We start from the raw sequence: 16,344 nt of genomic DNA, 5'->3' as shown, positions 1-16,344 counted from the left end.
TCAGCCCGCGATGCTCTCGATGTGCACGACGAAGACGATCGTCTCGTTCGGCTTGATCTTGTCGCCGCTGCCCTTCGCGCCGTAGCCGTCGACGGGCGCGGCGACGAGCAGCAGCGTCGATCCGACGGTCTGGCCCTCGAGCGCAGCCCGGAAGCCGTTGACCACCTGCGTCGTGGCGAACGAGGCGGGCTGACCGCGTGCGTAGCTCGAGTCGAACACCTCTCCCGTGCTCCACGCCACGCCCTCGTAGTCGACCGACACGGTCGCGCCGGCGGGCACGACGGCGCCGTCGCCCTTCTCGATGAGGCCGAGCCGGGTGTGCGCGGGCGGGTCGGTCTTCGGGATGGTGATCGTCGGCGTGCCGTCGTCGGCGAACGTCACGGTCGGCATCCCGTCCATCTCGGCGATCGGCTCGGCGACGATCGGCGGCAGCACGTCGGTGACGTCCGCGACGAACACGATGGTGTCGCCCGCGCCGATGCCGAGGCTGGACTGGCCGGTGCTCCCCCAGGCGTCCGCCGGCGGGATGACGCCGACGACGCGGGATCCGACCGTCGCCCCGCACAGCGTCGCGTCGAGGCCGGGCAGCGACGTGCCCTCACTGAGGGTGAGGGCGTCGCTGCCGTCGTAGCTCGACTTCGTGGCGATCGCCCCCGTCTTCGCGTCGAGCAGGGTGAACTCGACGACGGCACGACCGCCCGTGACGAGCGGATCGCCCGTGCCGGCGACGAGCTGGGTGCGCTGGGTCGCGTCGACGGAGAGCGGCGACGCGACGGTGACGGTGGGCGCCGTGCCGACGTCGCCCGTGACGTCGACGCCGTCGGAGGCGTCACCGGAGGCCGCGGGCTCGCACGGCGCGCTCGGGTCGACGGCGTTCGACGGCGAGGCCGGCGCGCTCGGCGTCGACGAGGATCCGGGCGCCGAGTCCGGCGCCGCCCCGGCGCAGCCGGCGAGGCTCAGGGCGGCGAGACCGGCGGCGAGAACGAGAACGGGGAGCTGACGGCGCACGCGCTCCAGTCTGACGCATCCGGCCCACGGTGCCGACCACGCCCAGCGACGGGACGACGGATGCCGTGGGCCCGGAGCCAGTGCGCAACGCTCAGCGGCGCCGGGTGCGGTACGAGATCCAGCCGATGCCGAGCGCGAGCCCGACGCCGCCCCAGACCAGAAGCAGCCAGCCGAGCGGGATGTCGAGCAGTGCGATCGGCCGGTAGACGGTCACCGACGGGATGCTCTCGTCGTCGGCGACGGCCGCGTCGAAGCGCACATCGTCCGTGATCTGGTCCGCGGGGGTGTCGATGACGACGTCCGTGACGGTGAGGTAGGCGCCGTCGCGCGCCGCGGGCGTGCCCGCGAGCGGCCCGGCCCACACCACCGACTGCGCCGCGTCGATCGGCCGGCCCGCGCGGGTGTCCTCGCGCAGCTCGGTGCGCCCCGGGCCGAGCACGTAGAACCGGGCCCGCACCGCGGCGGCGGACCCGGCCCAGAGGCCGAGCGGGAACACCGGCGCCTTCGTCTCGAAGGTCAGGCGCACGGGCTGGAGCGCGGCGGGAGCAGCGGGCGCGTCGAACGCGACGAGGGCGAACGACCAGCCGCGCTCGGCGTACTCGCCGAGCGTGTCGCGCTGCGCATCGCTGAGCCGCAGGTCGTTGTCGGCGAGCCAGGCGTTGAGCTTCGAGCGGTTCGTGCCGCGCACGGTCCGCTCGTCCGGCTCGGACAGCGGCACGGCGCCGGCGGAGGTTGCGGCGCCGGTCGTCGCGCTCTCCGAGCGCCGGCCCCACCAGTCGTCCTCGACCAGGCGGCGCGGCGCGGCCGACGCCTCGAGCCGATCGAACAGCCCGCCGTCGCCGACGCTCGACTCGGCGGCTGACGGCGTCGGCAGCACGAGGCCGACCCGGCCGTCACCGGCCGGCACGGTGAACGACACGTCGAGGGTCTCGACGCCGTCCGCGAACGACACCGCGGCCCGCAGTCGGGTGCCCGCGCCCGAATCGGGCAGCACGGCGGTCGACGCCGACGCGGATGCCGCCCCGCCGAGCGCGCTCGCGGCCGCGAGCGCGGCTGCGAGCACGACCGTCATCGCCCGCCATGCCGTCGTCACCGCACCATCGTCTCAGACGCCGTCCCACGACCGGGGGTCCGGCGCGCGGGTTCGTAAGAAGTGCTCAGACCACCAGGGTCTCGGGCTCGTGACGCACGGGGAAGTTCACGCTCGAGGCGATGAAGCACAGCGCGCTCGCCTCTCCGTGCAGCGCGGTCGCGAGCTCCGGGTCGCCGGCGGAGATCGTCACGCGCGGGCGCAGCGTGACCGAGGTGAACCGACCGCCGTCGCCCTCCTGCCGCATCGTGCCGGTGGCGGCATCCGTGTACCCGGTCACGACGATGCCGTGCTTCACCGCGACGTGCAGGTAGCTCAGCAGGTGGCACTCGCTGAGCGCCGCGACGAGCAGCTCCTCGGGGTTCCACCGGTCGGCGTCGCCGTGGAACACGCGCGCGGCCGAGCCGAGCAGCTCGGGCTTGCCCGCGACCGTGGCGGTGTTCGCGCGCGAGTAGCCGCGGTACGAGCTCGTGCCCTCGCCGCGGTCGCCCGTCCACTCGAGGTCGACCGCGAAGTGGTGGTCCGTCTCCATACACTGAATTCCACCATGACCGACCGTGCCGAGCTCCCCCCGATCCCGCCGAGCCGGCAGGTCGTGACCGCCATTCCCGGGCCGCGCTCGCTCGCGCTCGCCGAGCGGCGCGCGGCCGTCGTCGCCGCGGGCGTCTCGAGCGCCGTGCCGGTGTTCCTGGAGCGCGGCCACGGGGCGATCGTCGTCGACGTCGACGGCAACCGGTTCATCGACCTCGGCTCGGGCATCGGCGTCACGACGATCGGGCACACCGACGACGCGGTCGTCGCCGCCGCGAGCGAGCAGCTGCGCCGGCTCACTCACGGCATGTTCACGATCTCGGCCTACGAGTCGTACGTGCGCGTCGCCGAGCTGCTCGCCGAGCACACCCCGGGCGATCACGCGAAGAAGAGCGTGCTGCTCAACTCCGGCGCCGAGGCGGTCGAGAACGCCGTCAAGATCGCGCGCAAGCACACCGGTCGCAGCGCGATCGCCGTGCTCGAGCACGCCTACCACGGCCGCACGAACCTCACGATGGCGATGACCTACAAGGCGATGCCGTACAAGGCCGGCTTCGGGCCGTTCGCCCCCGGCATCCACCACGTGCCCGGCTCGTACCCGTTCCGCGACGGCCTGAGCGGAGCGGATGCCGCGGCCCGCACCATCTCGCACCTCGAGAAGGCGATCGGCGCGTCCGATCTCGCCGCGGTCGTCGCCGAGCCGATCCAGGGCGAGGGCGGCTTCATCGTGCCGGCCGAGGGCTACCTCGCGGCGATCCAGGACTGGTGCACCGCGAACGGCGTGGTGTTCGTGGCCGACGAGATCCAGAGCGGCATGGCGCGCACCGGCCGGCTGTTCGCGAGCGAGCACCTCGGGCTCGTGCCCGACGTCGTGCTCACGGCGAAGGGCATCGCGGGCGGACTGCCGCTCGCCGCGGTCACCGGGCGTGCGGAGATCATGGACGCCGCCCACCCGGGCGGCCTCGGCGGCACGTTCGCCGGCAACCCGGTCGCGGCCGCCGCGGCGGTCGCCGTGTTCGCCGAGATCGAGCGGCGCGACCTGCTCGCCGAGGGCCGCCGCATCGAGGCGACCCTGAGGCCGGCGCTGCTCGACCTGCGTTCGAGGCACCCGGTGATCGGCGACGTGCGCGGCCTCGGCGCGATGCTCGCGATCGAGCTCGTGCACCCGGGCACGCTCGATCCCGACCCGGCCGCGCTCGCATCCGTCGTCCGCTTCGCGCTCGAGCACGGCGTGCTCGTGCTCACCGCGGGCACCTACGGCAACGTGCTGCGCTTCCTGCCGAGCCTCGCGACGACCGACGAGCAGCTGCTGGATGCGGTCGGCGTGCTCGACGAGGCGTTCGCCGCGCTCTGACCCGCGCGCGCCGACCACAGCGCCGTGGACGCAGCGCTGTGAACAATCCGCGGCCGGCGCCCCGTCGCGCTCCTACGGTGGACGCATGCACCGCCGCCGCTCCCTCGCCATCGCCCTGAGCACGGTCGCCCTCGTGGCCGGCTCCGTCGTCGTCGGCGGGGCGCCCGCCGACGCCGCCGGCACGACCTACCAGCTCTACCTCACCGGACGCGCCATCGACGGCTACCGCCAGGGCACGATCGTGCGGGCGTCCGGGGCACGGGGCGACACCCTGAAGGTCGGATCGAAGTACCGGTACCGGGGCTCGTCCGCCGCGCCGAAGGGCAAGGTCACGCTGCAGCGCAAGGTCGGCTCCGGCACCTGGAAGACCATCAAGAAGGCGAAGCAGTCGTCGAGGTACTTCTACTCGGCGAAACTCCCCGCCTACACCGTGCCCGCGAGCGTTGCCGTGCGGACCGTGAAATACCGCTTCCGGTCGGCGAGGAGCGTGGCCCGCGGGGTGCTGAACACCGACTATTCCGCGACCTTCACCGTCAAGTACGAGAACCCCGCCCACTACACCGGGTTCCAGCGCACCGTGTACGACTACATCGCACCCTACTGCCCGACCGTCGCGGTGCACCTCGATCGCGGCATCGCCGCGGACGGCGCGGCCGGGGAGTTCCAGTGGCAGCGCGGCATCTCGATCGACGACACCACCGTGGGCGCCTACTCGCCCGCGTGGCAGCAGGGCGTCGCCCTGCACGAGTGCGCGCACTACCACCAGTTCTCGGCGTTCGGGATGTCGGCGACGGGCTGGAAGGCGATGGAGAAGCACTCGCCGTCGGTCTTCGTGAACGACGTCGATCCCGCCACGAACGCGCCCGACTTCCCGGTGGCGCCGGACTGGGAGCCGCTCGAGCACGCCGCCGACTGCGCGTCGCACGCCGTGCAGCCCGCCGGCTACCTCGGCTACGGCGGCTACTGCAACCCGACGGAGCTCGCCGTGGGGCTCGCGCTGCTCACGCGGAACGCGAAGTACTGAGCGCCGCTCCCCCGTTCAGCCGCGCGCGAGGCGCTTGCGCCGGGCCGCGGTCGTGAGCTGCGAGACGACGACCACGATGAGGGCGATGAAGAACACGGCGCTCGCGATGACGTTCGCCTGCGGCGGGATGCCGCGGGCCGACGCGATGTAGATGTACTTCGGGAAGGTCATGAACGAGCCCGAGTTGAAGTTCGTGATGATGAAGTCGTCGAAGCTCAGCGCGAAGCTCAGCAGCGCCGCCGCGACGATGCCGGGCAGCAGCAGCGGGAACGTGATGCGCCACCACACCTGGCCCGGGCTCGCGTAGAGGTCGCGCCCGGCCTCCTCGAGCGCCGGGTCGAGGCCGGCGACCCGGGCGCGCACCGTGGTCACGACGAAGCTGATGCAGAACATCGTGTGGGCGAGGATGACCGTGCCGATGCCCTTCGGCACGCCCGCCGTGAGGAACTCGGCCGCGAGACCCGCGCCGAGCACCACCTCGGGACTCGCCATCGGCAGGAACAGCAGCAGCGTCGTGCCCGAGCGGAACCGGAACCGGAAGCGCACCAGGGCGATCGCGATCGCCGTGCCGAGCGCCGTCGCGAGCACGGTCGCGACGACGCCCACGACGATGCTGTTCGCGAACGACTGGCACACGGTCGGGTCGTCGCAGACGTTGGTCCAGTTGTCGAGCGTGAACCCGCGCCAGGCGATGTTCGTGCGGCGCACCTGGTTGAACGAGAACACGATCGTGTACGCGATCGGGATGAGCAGGAACACGAACGCGAGCACGCCGTAGACCGGGAGCGCGAAACGGCCGAGGAACCGGCCGACGGCGCTCATACCAGGTCCTTCGTGCCGCTGCGGGCGACGTACACTCCGACGAGCACGAGGATGATCGCCATCAGGATGATCGACATCGCGGCCGCCGCCGGGTAGTTCTGCAGGCTGAGGAAGTTCGCCTCGATGACGTTGCCGACCATCTGCGTGCCGGTGCCGCCGAGGAACGTCGACGACGCGTTGACGTAGTCGCCCGCGGCCGGGATGAACGTGAGCAGCGAGCCCGAGACGACGCCCGGGAGCGACAGCGGCAGCGTGACCCGCAGGAAGGTCTGCACGGGCCCCGCGTAGAGGTCGCCGCCCGCCTCGACGTAGCGCAGGTCGAGGCGCTCGAGCGACGTGTAGATCGGCAGCGTCATGAACGGGATGAAGTTGTAGGTGAGGCCGAACACGACGGAGAACGGCGTGCCCGTGATGTGGTCGTCGGAGCCGAGCAGTGAGAGCGCGTGCAGCGCCGTCGACACCGGACCCTCGTCGGAGAGGATCGCCTTCCAGGCCAGGGTGCGCAGCAGGAACGAGATGAAGAACGGAGCGATGACGAGCGTCACGCCGAGCGCCTGCACGAGCGGGAAGCGCCGCAGCCGCACCCCGAGCAGGTAGGCGAGCGGGTAGCTGAACAGCAGCGCGAACGCGGTCGCGAGCAGCGCGTAGAGGAACGAGCGGATGATGTGCTCGCCGTACATCGACACGACCGTGACGTAGTTGCTCCACTCGAACCCGGGCACGTAGTCGCCCATCGCGCCCGACGGCCCGGGGGCGTTGAACGAGGTGAGGACGAGGGAGACGAGCGGCACGAGGAAGAACAGCGCGAGGTACGCGATGCCCGGCAGGAGCAGCACGAGCGCGACCCAGCTGCGGCGCCGGGGTGCGTCCTCCGCCTGGCTCTGCGCCGCCGTGGTGGCGAATGCCCCGAACGCCATCAGGCCTCGTCCAGCTCCGCCTCGAGCGCGGCGCGCTGCTGCAGGGCGATCGCGGAGGTGTCGGTGTCGTCGACGAACCGGCCGGGCTGCTCGATCGACGCCGGGTCGTCGGCGAGACCGAAGCCGTGCTCGACGCCCCAGCTGAGCCAGACCACCGCGCCGAGCGACACGACCGAGCCGTAGACGAGGTTCTGCGAGAACACGACGAGCGTGCCGAGACCCGGCACGGCCACCTGGTACTGCGTGCTCACGCCGCTGAACGAGACGTCGACGACGCGCCCCGGGCCGAGCACGTTCTGGCCGGCGACGGCATCCGGCTCCTCGGAGTGCAGCAGGATCTTCTCCGGCCGCACGCCGATGACGACCTCGCCCGAGTGCCGCTGCGCGCGCTCGCGCGGCACGCTGAGCCTCGTGCCGCCCGTGCCGACGACGAGGAGGTCGCCGGACGAGGAGACCGCCTCGCCCGGGAACAGGTTGGACTGCCCGAGGAAGTTGGCCACGAAGGCCGTGGCGGGCAGCTCGTAGAGCTCCTGCGGGGCGCCCATCTGCTCGATCCGGCCCTTGTTCATGACCGCGACCGTGTCGGCCATCGTCATGGCCTCCTCCTGGTCGTGCGTGACGTGCAGGAAGGTGAGGCCGACATCCGACTGGATGCTCTTCAGCTCGAGCTGCATCTGCCGGCGGAGCTTGAGGTCGAGCGCGCCGAGCGGCTCGTCGAGCAGCAGCAGCGCCGGGCGGTTCACGACGGCGCGCGCGAGCGCGACGCGCTGCTGCTGGCCGCCGGAGAGCTGTGCGGGCTTGCGGCCCGACACGTGGTCGAGCTCGACGAGGCGCAGCGCCTCGTGCGCCCTCCCGGCCGCGTCGCGGATGCCGCGACGCTTGAGCCCGAACGCGACGTTCTCGAGCACCGTCATGTGCGGGAACAGCGCGTAGCTCTGGAACACGGTGTTGACCGGGCGCTGGTACGGCTTCGAGGCCGTGACGTCCTTGCCGCCGATCAGGATGCGGCCGGAGGTCGGCTCCTCGAGTCCCGCGACGAGGCGCAGGGTCGTCGTCTTGCCACATCCGCTCGGCCCGAGCAGGGCGAAGAACGAGCCCGCGGGGATGGTCAGATCGAGCTCCTCGATCGCCGTGAAGCCCGGGAACCGCTTCGTGATGCCGCTGAGCTCGAGGTCGGCCCCGGACTCGGCGAACGCCTGCTGCGCCACGGGCGGCTCAGCCGAGCAGCACGGCCTGGAAGGCCGCCCCGAACTGCTGCTCCTCCGCGGACGTGAGCGTGCGGAACCGCTTCACCGTCGCCAGGGTCTCGTCGGACGGGAAGATGAGCTGGTTCTCGGCGAGGTCGGGGTCGATCGACTCCATCGCCTCCTTCGCACCCACGACGGGCGTGATGTAGTTCACCCACGCCGCGACCTCGGCCGCGACCTCGGGCTCGTAGTAGTAGTTCATGAGCGCCTCGGCGTTGGCCTTGTGCGCCGCGCCGATCGGCACGAGGAAGTTGTCGTTCCAGATCGTGCCGCCCGAGTCGGGGATGGCGAACTTCCACTTCTCGTAGCCGACCTCGCCGTTGATCGTCGTGATGTCGCCCGACCAGACGATGGCCGCGAGGGTGTCCTCGTTCTGCAGGTCCTCGAGGTAGGCGTTGCCCTTGACGTTGCGGATCTGGCCGTCGTTCACCTCCTTGGTGAACAGGTCGATCGCCGCCTGGAACTGGTCGGCCGTGAAGTCGCCCGAGATGTCGACGCCCTGGCTGAGCATGAGCAGGCCGATCGTGTCGCGCATCTCGCTGAGCACGCCGACCTTGCCCTTGAGGCTCGGGTCCCACAGGTCGTCGATCGACTTCAGGCCGTTCGGCACCTTCTCGGTGTTCCAGGCGAGGCCGGCGAAGCCGCCCTGCCACGGCAGCGAGTTCTTGCGCCCGGGGTCGAAGTCGGGGTCCTCCAGGTCGGGGACGAGGTTGGAGATGTTCGGGATGTTGGCGTGGTCGAGCTCCTGCGTGTAGCCGAGGGTGATCCAGCGGCCGACCATCCAGTCGGTGAGGCACACCGTGTCGGCACCGATGTCCTGGCCGAGCGCGAGCTGGTCGCGCACCTTCGCGTAGTAGGAGTTGTTGTCGTCGACGTCGACGTTGTACGTGACGGTGATGCCGGACTGCTTCTCGAACGCGTCGAGCGTCGGGTGGTTGCCGTCGTCGTCCTCGTCCATGTAGGCGGGCCAGTTCGACCAGGCGAGGGTCTTCTCGGTCGCCGAGACGTCCTTCGCCGCGGTCGGCTTGGCCTTCTCCCCGGCCGCGCAGGCGGCGAGGGTCGCGGCCGTCGCGATGCCGCCGGCCCCCGCGAGCACGGCGCGCCGGGTCAGCTGGGCGGCGCGCGCCTGCTGCACCAGCCGGCGGATGATCGGGTCGTCGGGAAGCGTTCCGGGCATCGCGTCTCCTCGCGTTCCGCGTCGGCCCCCGCGGCCCGAGGGCGACCTGGCTCCGATCCTGGCACAGCGGTGAAGCCCGGTCACCCATCACCGACCGGATCGGTGACGCTGTAACACGATGTTCACGAGATCATCCGTGCCAGCGCGATCAGCCTACGGATTCCGTGGCGACATCCGCGGATCGCTGACGGATCGGCCAGCGCAGGCGCACGCGCACGGGCACCCCGTCCGGGTCGAGCGCGAGGGCCCGATCCGCTCCCGCCGCGACCGGCGGCGGCAGCTCGCGCGTGCGCAGCGCGCCGCGCACGTCGGCCGGCGAGCAGCCGACGAGCAGCACGCGCGCCCGCTCGGCGACGGCGGGCAGCAGCCCCCACGCGGACTGCCACGCCGCGGGGTCGCCGAGCGCCGCGAGCCGCTCCCCGCCTCGCCCGAGAGCCGCCTCGACCGCGGGCCGGCCGGCGTCGGCCTCGACGACCGCGAACCCGGCTGCGCGCAGCGCCCGGCGCACCGGCGCCGGCGCGGCCGCGACCACCGCGAGCAACGGCTCGCCGGCGAGGTCGAGCTCGGGCACGGCGGTGGCCGCGGGGGCGGGCAACGCGGCGTCGACCCCCGCGACCTGCACCCAGCAGCCGTCGAGGGAGCCGCGGCCGGGCGGGGCCGCGGCGTCGAAGCACTCCGCCGCGGCCCCCGCGAGCAGGTGGTCCTGCCGGGACGGCATCCGCAGCGTGAGCCGCCGGTCGCACAGCGCCGCGATCGACGCGAGCGCGCCGTGCAGCCGCTGCGCGGTCAGCGCGACGCCGACGCCGGCCGCGCGCCCCGAGCGCAGCACGGTGCCGAGCGCGTCGGCGAAGGCGAGCGCGTGCTCGTCGGGCATCCGGGCGAGCACCGCGTCGACGTCGTCGATCAGCACGACCGTGTCGAGCCGCCGGCCGGACTCGACCGCGGCCGCGAGGGTCGTGACGACGTCCCACGCGCCCTCGACGTCGCCCGGCACGACGACGGATGCCCCCGCCTGCGCCGCGATCGTGGCGAGCGCCGCGGTGCGGCCGCTGCTCGCGGCGCCGAGCACGAGCAGGTGCCCGTCCGCCGCCGGGCGCCAGAGCACCGGCGGCTGCGCCTGCTCCGCGGGCCGGTCGGCGAGGCCCAGCACGATCGCGCCGGACGGCGGTGCGAGCCGCGCCAGGGTCGCGAGCGGCAGCGTCTCGGGCAGCGGATCGAGCCACGGCCGGCGGACGCCGTCGTGCGGGCCCGGCGTCGCCGCGGCGATCCGGTGCGCGTCCGCCGCCGTCGCGAGGGCCACCTGCACGGGCACCGGCTCGGCGCCGGCGACCGCGACGAGGGCACGGCCGGGCCGCGCCGCCGGGATCGCGGCAGCGGCATCCGTTCCGAGCACGGCCGCGCTGTCGGCGCGGTTGTTGACGCGCAGCGACACCCGCAGGTCGACGTTCGCGAGCACGCCGTCCCGCACGACGCCGGCCGGGCGCTGCGTGCACAGCACGAGGTGGATGCCGAGCGAGCGCCCGCGGGCGGCGAGATCGGTGAACAGCGCGTGCAGCTCCGGGTCGCCCGCGACGACGGCCGCGTACTCGTCGACCACGATGACGAGCCGCGCCAGCACGCCCTCGGGCAGCTCGTCGATCGAGCGCGCCGCGGCGAGCGCGAGCTCGCGCTCCCGCACGCGCACCTCCGCCCGCAGGCTCGCGAGCGCGCGGGCTGCCGTCACGGGCGAGAGGTCGGTGATCACGCCGACGCAGTGCGGCAGGTCGGCGAGCGGTGCGAACGCGGCCCCGCCCTTGAAGTCGACGAGCAGGAACGTCACCTCGGCGGGCGATCGGCCCGCGGCGAGCGCGAGCACCCAGGCCACGAGCAGCTCGCTCTTGCCGCTGCCCGTCGTGCCGCCGACCACGGCGTGCGGCCCGTCGCGCACGAGGTCGACCCAGAGCGGACGGCCGGCGGCGGCGAGGCCGAGCGGCGCGGCGAGACCGGCCCGGGCCGCATCCGTCCCGAGCGCGGCGGCGAGGTCCGCGAAGGCGGCCGCCGCGGGCGGCTCGGGCGCCGCCCGCCCGCGCGCCCGGCCCGCGCTGCGCGCGAGCTGCTCGGCTCGACGGGCGGCGAGCGGCGCGCTCACCGGCTCCACGTCGAGCGGGCCGGCGAGCTCGCGGTCGTCGTGCCGCGCGAGCACCGGGGCGGCGGTCAGGTCGACGACCGTGCGGCACCGCGCCGGCGCACGATCCGGCCGGGGAGCGATCGCGACCACGAGCTCGCCGGCGGTGCCGCGCACGCGCACCTCGCCGTCCGGCACGGCCGGGTCGCGCACGAGCGGATGCGGCAGCCGCGCGAGCCACGCCGCCTCCGCGCCCGCACCCGCGTCGGCGCCCTCGGGCACGACGAGGACGTGCGCCGCCGGGTCGAGCCGGATCGCGAGCTGCAGCAGGTACCCCCGCGCGACGGCCCTCGCGAGCGGGGCGGGGCCGACGACCGCGATGCCGCCGGCGGCGACGAGCGGCGCGTCGCCGAGCTCCGCCGCCCGGCGCGCGAGCGCGTCGAGGCGCGGGTCGTCGTCGAGCGCCCGCACCGCGACGTCGAGCCGCACGGCGCTCGGCCGGCGCCCGCGGCCGAGCACGACCCGCACGTCGTCGAGGCTCGACGTCCAGCGATCGGGGTCGTGCCCGCCGCGCGCCACGAGCGCCGCCAGGTCCGGCCGCTCGGCGTCGAGCCGTCGGCGCTCCTCGGCGTGGGCGCGCTCGACGCGCTCGACCGACCGGGTGAGCTCCGCGGCGAACCGCGCCGCCTCGCGGCGCCGCTGCCGGCGCGCGCCCCACCGCCCGTCGACGAGCGTTCCGACGGCGACGAGCGGCCCGAGAGCCGCGAACACCAGGGCGAACGCCGACCGGGTCACCGCCCACAGCACGAGGCTCACCACGACGGGTGCCACGGCGGCGACGAGGGGGGACGGCGGGCGCGGGGCGTCCTGCACGGGGTTCGGGGCGGGGATCCGCTCGGTGGGGTCGATCGTGCGCATGCGAGGCAGTGAACCGCGCCGCGGCATCCGCCGACGCCGGGATGGGCGCGGGCGACCCGCGCGGGCGCCTGGGGAGGACGGGTCGCCGGTCAGCCGACCACGATGAACTGATCGCCGATCCAGATCCGGCCGCCGCGCGGCACCCGGTAGCGCCGCCCGGGCTCGCAGCGACGCTGCGTGCCGCCCGACTCGACGCGCGTGCCGTTCGCGCTGTGGCGGTCGCTCACCCAGAGCGCGCCGTCGTCGATGCCGAACGCGAGGTGCGTCTTCGAGACCGAGCGCGTCGGGTCGGTGATCGGCACGAGCTGGTCGACCCGCTCCCCCGGCTCGGCCGCCGGTGCGCGGCCGACGAGGCCCGCGCCGCGCACCTCGACGAACTCGCCCGTGCTGAACTGCAGCGCGAACCCGGCGGTCACGAGGATGCGCCCCGGCGCCGCGCGACGCGGGCGCGGCGCGACCGGCCGAACGAGCGCAGCGAGACCCGCGCCCGCACGCGGCCCCACCCTCCCGAGCCGCGGTCGAGCGCGGCCCGCAGCTCGTCGACCGCCCGCCAGACGCGGCCGACCTCCTCGTCGTCGACGGCGTCGGGCCCGAACGCCGCCCGGTCCGCGACCGCCGCGAGCACGAGCGCCCGCGAGCTCGACAGCGTCGCGGCGAACTCCGCCCGGGTCGCCGACTGCGGAACGCCGTATCCGTGGTCGACGACCGCGTCCTCGAACTCCCGCCAGCCGGCGGCGACGCGCGCCGAGGGCGGCCCCCGGCGCCGCCGCCGGCGGCGTCGACGGGCCTTCGCGACGACGATCGAGACGAACGGGGCGGCGACGACGCCGAGCACCGCGAGCACCCAGGACGCCGCCCGCACGATCGCGAGCACGGTGGCGAGAACGCCGTCGAGCGGGGACGCCGCGTGCGTGTTCTCCGGGTCGGCGGCGCCCGTCTCCTCCGGCACGTCGCCCGGCGTCACCCGTACGATCGTGGGCGGTCGGGCGACCGCGTCGTCGTCATCGTCCGAGGTCGCCGGCACCTCGGTCGTGGTCGGCGTCACGTCGATCGGCACCCAGCCGTTCTGCGCGGTGTCGACCTCCAGCCAGGCGCTCACGTCGGCGCCCGTCACGGGCGTGCTGCCGCCGGCCGAGACGTCGGGCGCGAAGCCGACCACGACGCGCGCCGGGAAGCCGAGCTGCCCGGCCATGAGGGCGCCCGCGACGGCGTACTGCTCCTGGTCGCCGACCATCGCCTCGCTCGACAGCAGCGTCGTGATGCGCGCCGCGGAGTGTCCGGGCGCGCTCCTCGCCTGGCCGGCCTCGCCGTGGCTCAGGGTGCCCGCGCGCAGTCCCGCGACCATCGCCGCGAGCCGCTCGCCGGCATCCGTCGCTCCCGCGGTGAACGCCGCGAGCGCGACCTCCAGTCCCTCGGGCACGACGCTCGCGCCGGGCACGACCGCGGCGCCGGGGGTCAGCGACGGCCAGGCCGACTCGGGCGGCGCCACCGGCAGCACGGAGTCGATCGTCACGACGTCGCCCGTCTCGACGCCCGGGGGCACGGCGGCCGTGCTCGTCTCCGGGTCGATGACGAGCTCGTCGCCGAGCGCCGCGGCGCGCGGGCCGGCGAAGCGCACCGTCTCCACGTCGCCGATCGTCGGCAGCCAGCGTCCCGCGTAGTCGCCGACGACGATCGACACGGTGCTCGCGCGACCCGGCTCGGCGGAGCGGTCGATGCGGAACGGCAGTCGGGAGAAGTAGGCCGCGTCCGCCCCCGTGCCGCCCACCGTGTACGACACGCCGTCGTACGCGTCGAGGGTGGCGAGACGGATGCGCGCACCCGGTGCGAGGCCCGTCACCGTGAACAGCGTGGCGTCGCGCGTCGGCTGCCGCAGGTACGAGCGGAACGCGCCGAGCGGGCTGGGGTAGGCGTTCGCGTCGAACGGCTGCGGGACGACGGATCGCACCACGGAGCGGGCGTGCTGCGCGGGCGCGACGACGGCGGCCGCCGCACCGACCGTGCTCGCGACGAGCACGATGCCGACGGCGAGCGCCGCCGAGCGCACCGTGCGGCGGCGCTCGGCGCCCGCGATCGCGTGCGGACGCAGCACGCCGGGCGTCGCGGCGAGCGCGCGCGCGACCGCCGCCCGGCGCGAGAACGCCCGGCGGCTGACGATCATCGCGAGCAGCAGCGCGAGCAGCAGCAGCCCGCTCGCGCGCGGGAAGCGCACCGTCTCGACGCCGAGCGCGATCGCGACGGTGAACACGGCGACGGGCACGAGCGCCGCAGCGTCCGGGATGCGCGTGCGGGTGAGCGTGCTCGCGCCCACGACACCGCCGGCGAACGCGAGCAGCAGCGGCGGCACGAGCAGCGCCTGGTAGCCGCCGACCGGCGGCGCGATGGTGACGAGCTGCTTCCACGACGTCACGACGGCGGCGAACAGCTGCACCTCGCCGTCGAGCGAGGGCAGCACGCCGCCGATCGCCGCCCCCGGCACGGCGAGCGGCACGCCGGCGAGGGCGAACAGCACGAGGGCGACGATCGCGACCACGGGGGCCGGCCAGCGCAGGGCGCGGCCGACGAGGGCCAGGCCGACACCGCCGAGCATCCCGGCGCCCGCGACCACGAAGAACCAGGGGTCCTGGTAGACGAGCCAGAACGTCGCGGTCGCGAGGCCGAGGGCGAGCGTGTAGAACAGCGTCGTCACGGCGACGGCGGCGCGGCTCATCCGAGCACCCGCTCGATCGCGCCGCGCACGTCGTCGAGCGCGCCGAGGCGCGCCACCGCGAGTGCGCGCGTGCGCGAGTACTCCGGCGCGGCATCCGGGTCCACGATCAGGGCGACGACCCGCACACCGGGGTCGAACCGGGCGGCGGAGCGGCGCACGGCGGAGGCGGACACCGCCGACCCGCAGACCAGGAACGCGACGCTCGCCCCGCGCGTCGCGGCGGCCGCGACGCGTGCGACCGTCGGCAGGTCGGCGCGATCCACGGCGCGGTCGACCCGCGCGAGATCGTCGAGCAGGCGCGCCGGGGTGACCGTCGACAGCGAACGGATGACGGGGGCGTCCGCACGCACGCGCGTCGGCGCATCCGCGCTCACCACGAACGCGACATCCCGGGTCGTGCGCACGGCCCGGGCACCGATGCTCGCCGCGACGCTCACGGCGAGCTCGAACTCCGCGTCGGAGGCGTAGCCGCCCTCGTCGAGGGCGAGCGCGATCACGAGGCTGCTGCGCCGGGTCTGCTCGAACTGCCGCACCATGTAGCGGCCGGTCTTCGCCGTCGACCGCCAGTGGATGTGCCGGCGCTCGTCGCCCGGCAGGTACTCGCGCACGGCGTGGAACGCGAGGTCGCTCGCGGTCAGCTCGCGCTGCGCCTGCCCCTCCAGGTCGGGCGTGAGGCCGCCCGCGACGCCCGCGAGCGACACGGTGCGGGGGTGCACGAACAGCTCGGTCATGCCGCTGAACACGAGCTCCCGGCGCACGAGCCCGATCGGGTCGGCGTTCACGGTGCGGGCGGGACCGACGGTGAGCACGCCGCGGCGGGCGGTCGGCACGGCGAACGCGCGCTCGGCGACCTCCCCGCGGGCGAGCGGTGGCAGCGGGATGCGGGCGAGCCCGTCGCCGACGGGCACCTCGACGATGATGCCGAGCGCGCGACGACGGCGGGCGTTGGCCGCCCGCACCGTGCCCGTCGTGCTCTCCCCCGCGACGATCCGGTTGCGCGGCACGCTGAGCGCGATCGAGTCGACCGAGCCGGTCGCGAGGTACATCACCGCGATGGCCACGAGCGCGACCGACGCCCAGCCGATCGTGAGGAACTCGGCCCAGCCGAACGCGTAGCCGACGACGAGGCCGACCGGGATCGCGCCCAGCACCGACCAGCCGAGCGGCGTGACGATCTCCGCGACCCGGCGCAGCGTGCGGGCGAGAACGGCGCGCACGGTGCGGGCGACGCGCCCGAGGCCGACCACGGCATCCGCCGCGACGCCCCGCTCCCCGGCGAGCCGCGAGCGCGAGCCCGTGATCGCGAGCGTGTCGCGCACGGTCGTGCCACCCGTGCCACCCGTGCTCTGCGTGCCCGTCGCCCGCGGGGAGCGGCGCGTCGTCGGGCTGCCGGGCGCCGGGCGGCCGGGCGTCGTCGGGCTGCCGGGCGTGGTCATCGCGCC

Annotated in this window: 13 protein-coding genes; 2 read left to right on the top strand and 11 right to left on the bottom strand. The window is 74.5% G+C overall.

What is annotated here, in order from left to right; genetic code table 11:
- The 3 genes from QT381_RS10770 to QT381_RS10760 form a co-directional block, all read right to left on the bottom strand.
- On the bottom strand, positions 1-1,008 hold the full coding sequence (locus QT381_RS10770) for an FKBP-type peptidyl-prolyl cis-trans isomerase (protein WP_289248942.1): 1,008 nt from the start codon (positions 1,006-1,008) through the stop codon (positions 1-3).
- 91 nt (positions 1,009-1,099) lie between these two features.
- A complete protein-coding gene (locus QT381_RS10765; RefSeq protein WP_289248941.1) occupies positions 1,100-2,101 on the bottom strand; it encodes a DUF2330 domain-containing protein in 1,002 nt (333 codons plus the stop codon).
- A gap of 64 nt (positions 2,102-2,165) precedes the next feature.
- On the bottom strand, positions 2,166-2,630 hold the full coding sequence (locus tag QT381_RS10760) for an OsmC family protein (protein ID WP_289248940.1): 465 nt from the start codon (positions 2,628-2,630) through the stop codon (positions 2,166-2,168).
- A 15-nt stretch (positions 2,631-2,645) separates the two neighbouring features.
- Between QT381_RS10760 and gabT the strand changes: the two genes are divergently transcribed.
- Together gabT and QT381_RS10750 are read left to right on the top strand one after the other, a co-directional pair.
- Positions 2,646-3,983, top strand: coding sequence for a 4-aminobutyrate--2-oxoglutarate transaminase (gabT, locus tag QT381_RS10755; RefSeq protein ID WP_289248939.1), 1,338 nt, complete (start codon positions 2,646-2,648; stop codon positions 3,981-3,983).
- 85 nt (positions 3,984-4,068) lie between these two features.
- Positions 4,069-5,007: a hypothetical protein gene (locus QT381_RS10750; protein WP_289248938.1), complete on the top strand. Its 939-nt coding sequence runs from the start codon at positions 4,069-4,071 to the stop codon at positions 5,005-5,007.
- 15 nt (positions 5,008-5,022) lie between these two features.
- Here the strand turns inward: QT381_RS10750 and QT381_RS10745 are convergent, their stop codons facing one another.
- The 8 genes from QT381_RS10745 to QT381_RS10710 form a co-directional block, all read right to left on the bottom strand.
- Positions 5,023-5,829, bottom strand: a complete 807-nt coding sequence (locus tag QT381_RS10745; RefSeq protein WP_289248937.1) for an ABC transporter permease — start codon at positions 5,827-5,829, stop codon at positions 5,023-5,025.
- A complete protein-coding gene (locus tag QT381_RS10740) occupies positions 5,826-6,746 on the bottom strand; it encodes an ABC transporter permease (protein ID WP_289248936.1) in 921 nt (306 codons plus the stop codon). The genes QT381_RS10745 and QT381_RS10740 overlap by 4 nt, the downstream gene beginning before the upstream one ends.
- Positions 6,746-7,954, bottom strand: a complete 1,209-nt coding sequence (locus tag QT381_RS10735) for an ABC transporter ATP-binding protein (protein WP_289248935.1) — start codon at positions 7,952-7,954, stop codon at positions 6,746-6,748. The genes QT381_RS10740 and QT381_RS10735 overlap by 1 nt, the downstream gene beginning before the upstream one ends.
- Before the next feature lie 7 nt (positions 7,955-7,961).
- Positions 7,962-9,170, bottom strand: coding sequence for an ABC transporter substrate-binding protein (locus QT381_RS10730; protein WP_289248934.1), 1,209 nt, complete (start codon positions 9,168-9,170; stop codon positions 7,962-7,964).
- A gap of 148 nt (positions 9,171-9,318) precedes the next feature.
- Positions 9,319-12,192: an FtsK/SpoIIIE domain-containing protein gene (locus QT381_RS10725; protein WP_289248933.1), complete on the bottom strand. Its 2,874-nt coding sequence runs from the start codon at positions 12,190-12,192 to the stop codon at positions 9,319-9,321.
- Between the two features lie 89 nt (positions 12,193-12,281).
- Positions 12,282-12,608: an FHA domain-containing protein gene (locus tag QT381_RS10720; RefSeq protein ID WP_289248932.1), complete on the bottom strand. Its 327-nt coding sequence runs from the start codon at positions 12,606-12,608 to the stop codon at positions 12,282-12,284.
- A complete protein-coding gene (locus QT381_RS10715) occupies positions 12,605-14,902 on the bottom strand; it encodes a transglutaminaseTgpA domain-containing protein (RefSeq protein ID WP_289248931.1) in 2,298 nt (765 codons plus the stop codon). The genes QT381_RS10720 and QT381_RS10715 overlap by 4 nt, the downstream gene beginning before the upstream one ends.
- On the bottom strand, positions 14,899-16,338 hold the full coding sequence (locus tag QT381_RS10710; RefSeq protein ID WP_289248930.1) for a DUF58 domain-containing protein: 1,440 nt from the start codon (positions 16,336-16,338) through the stop codon (positions 14,899-14,901). The genes QT381_RS10715 and QT381_RS10710 overlap by 4 nt, the downstream gene beginning before the upstream one ends.
- Positions 16,339-16,344: the final 6 nt, after the last annotated feature.

The sequence above is a fragment of the Galbitalea sp. SE-J8 genome, assembly GCF_030345695.1.
Taxonomy (GTDB): Bacteria; Actinomycetota; Actinomycetes; order Actinomycetales; family Microbacteriaceae; genus JAUASV01.
Note: the sequence above shows the minus strand (reverse complement) of the source record. Positions and strands in the feature narration are given on the sequence as shown.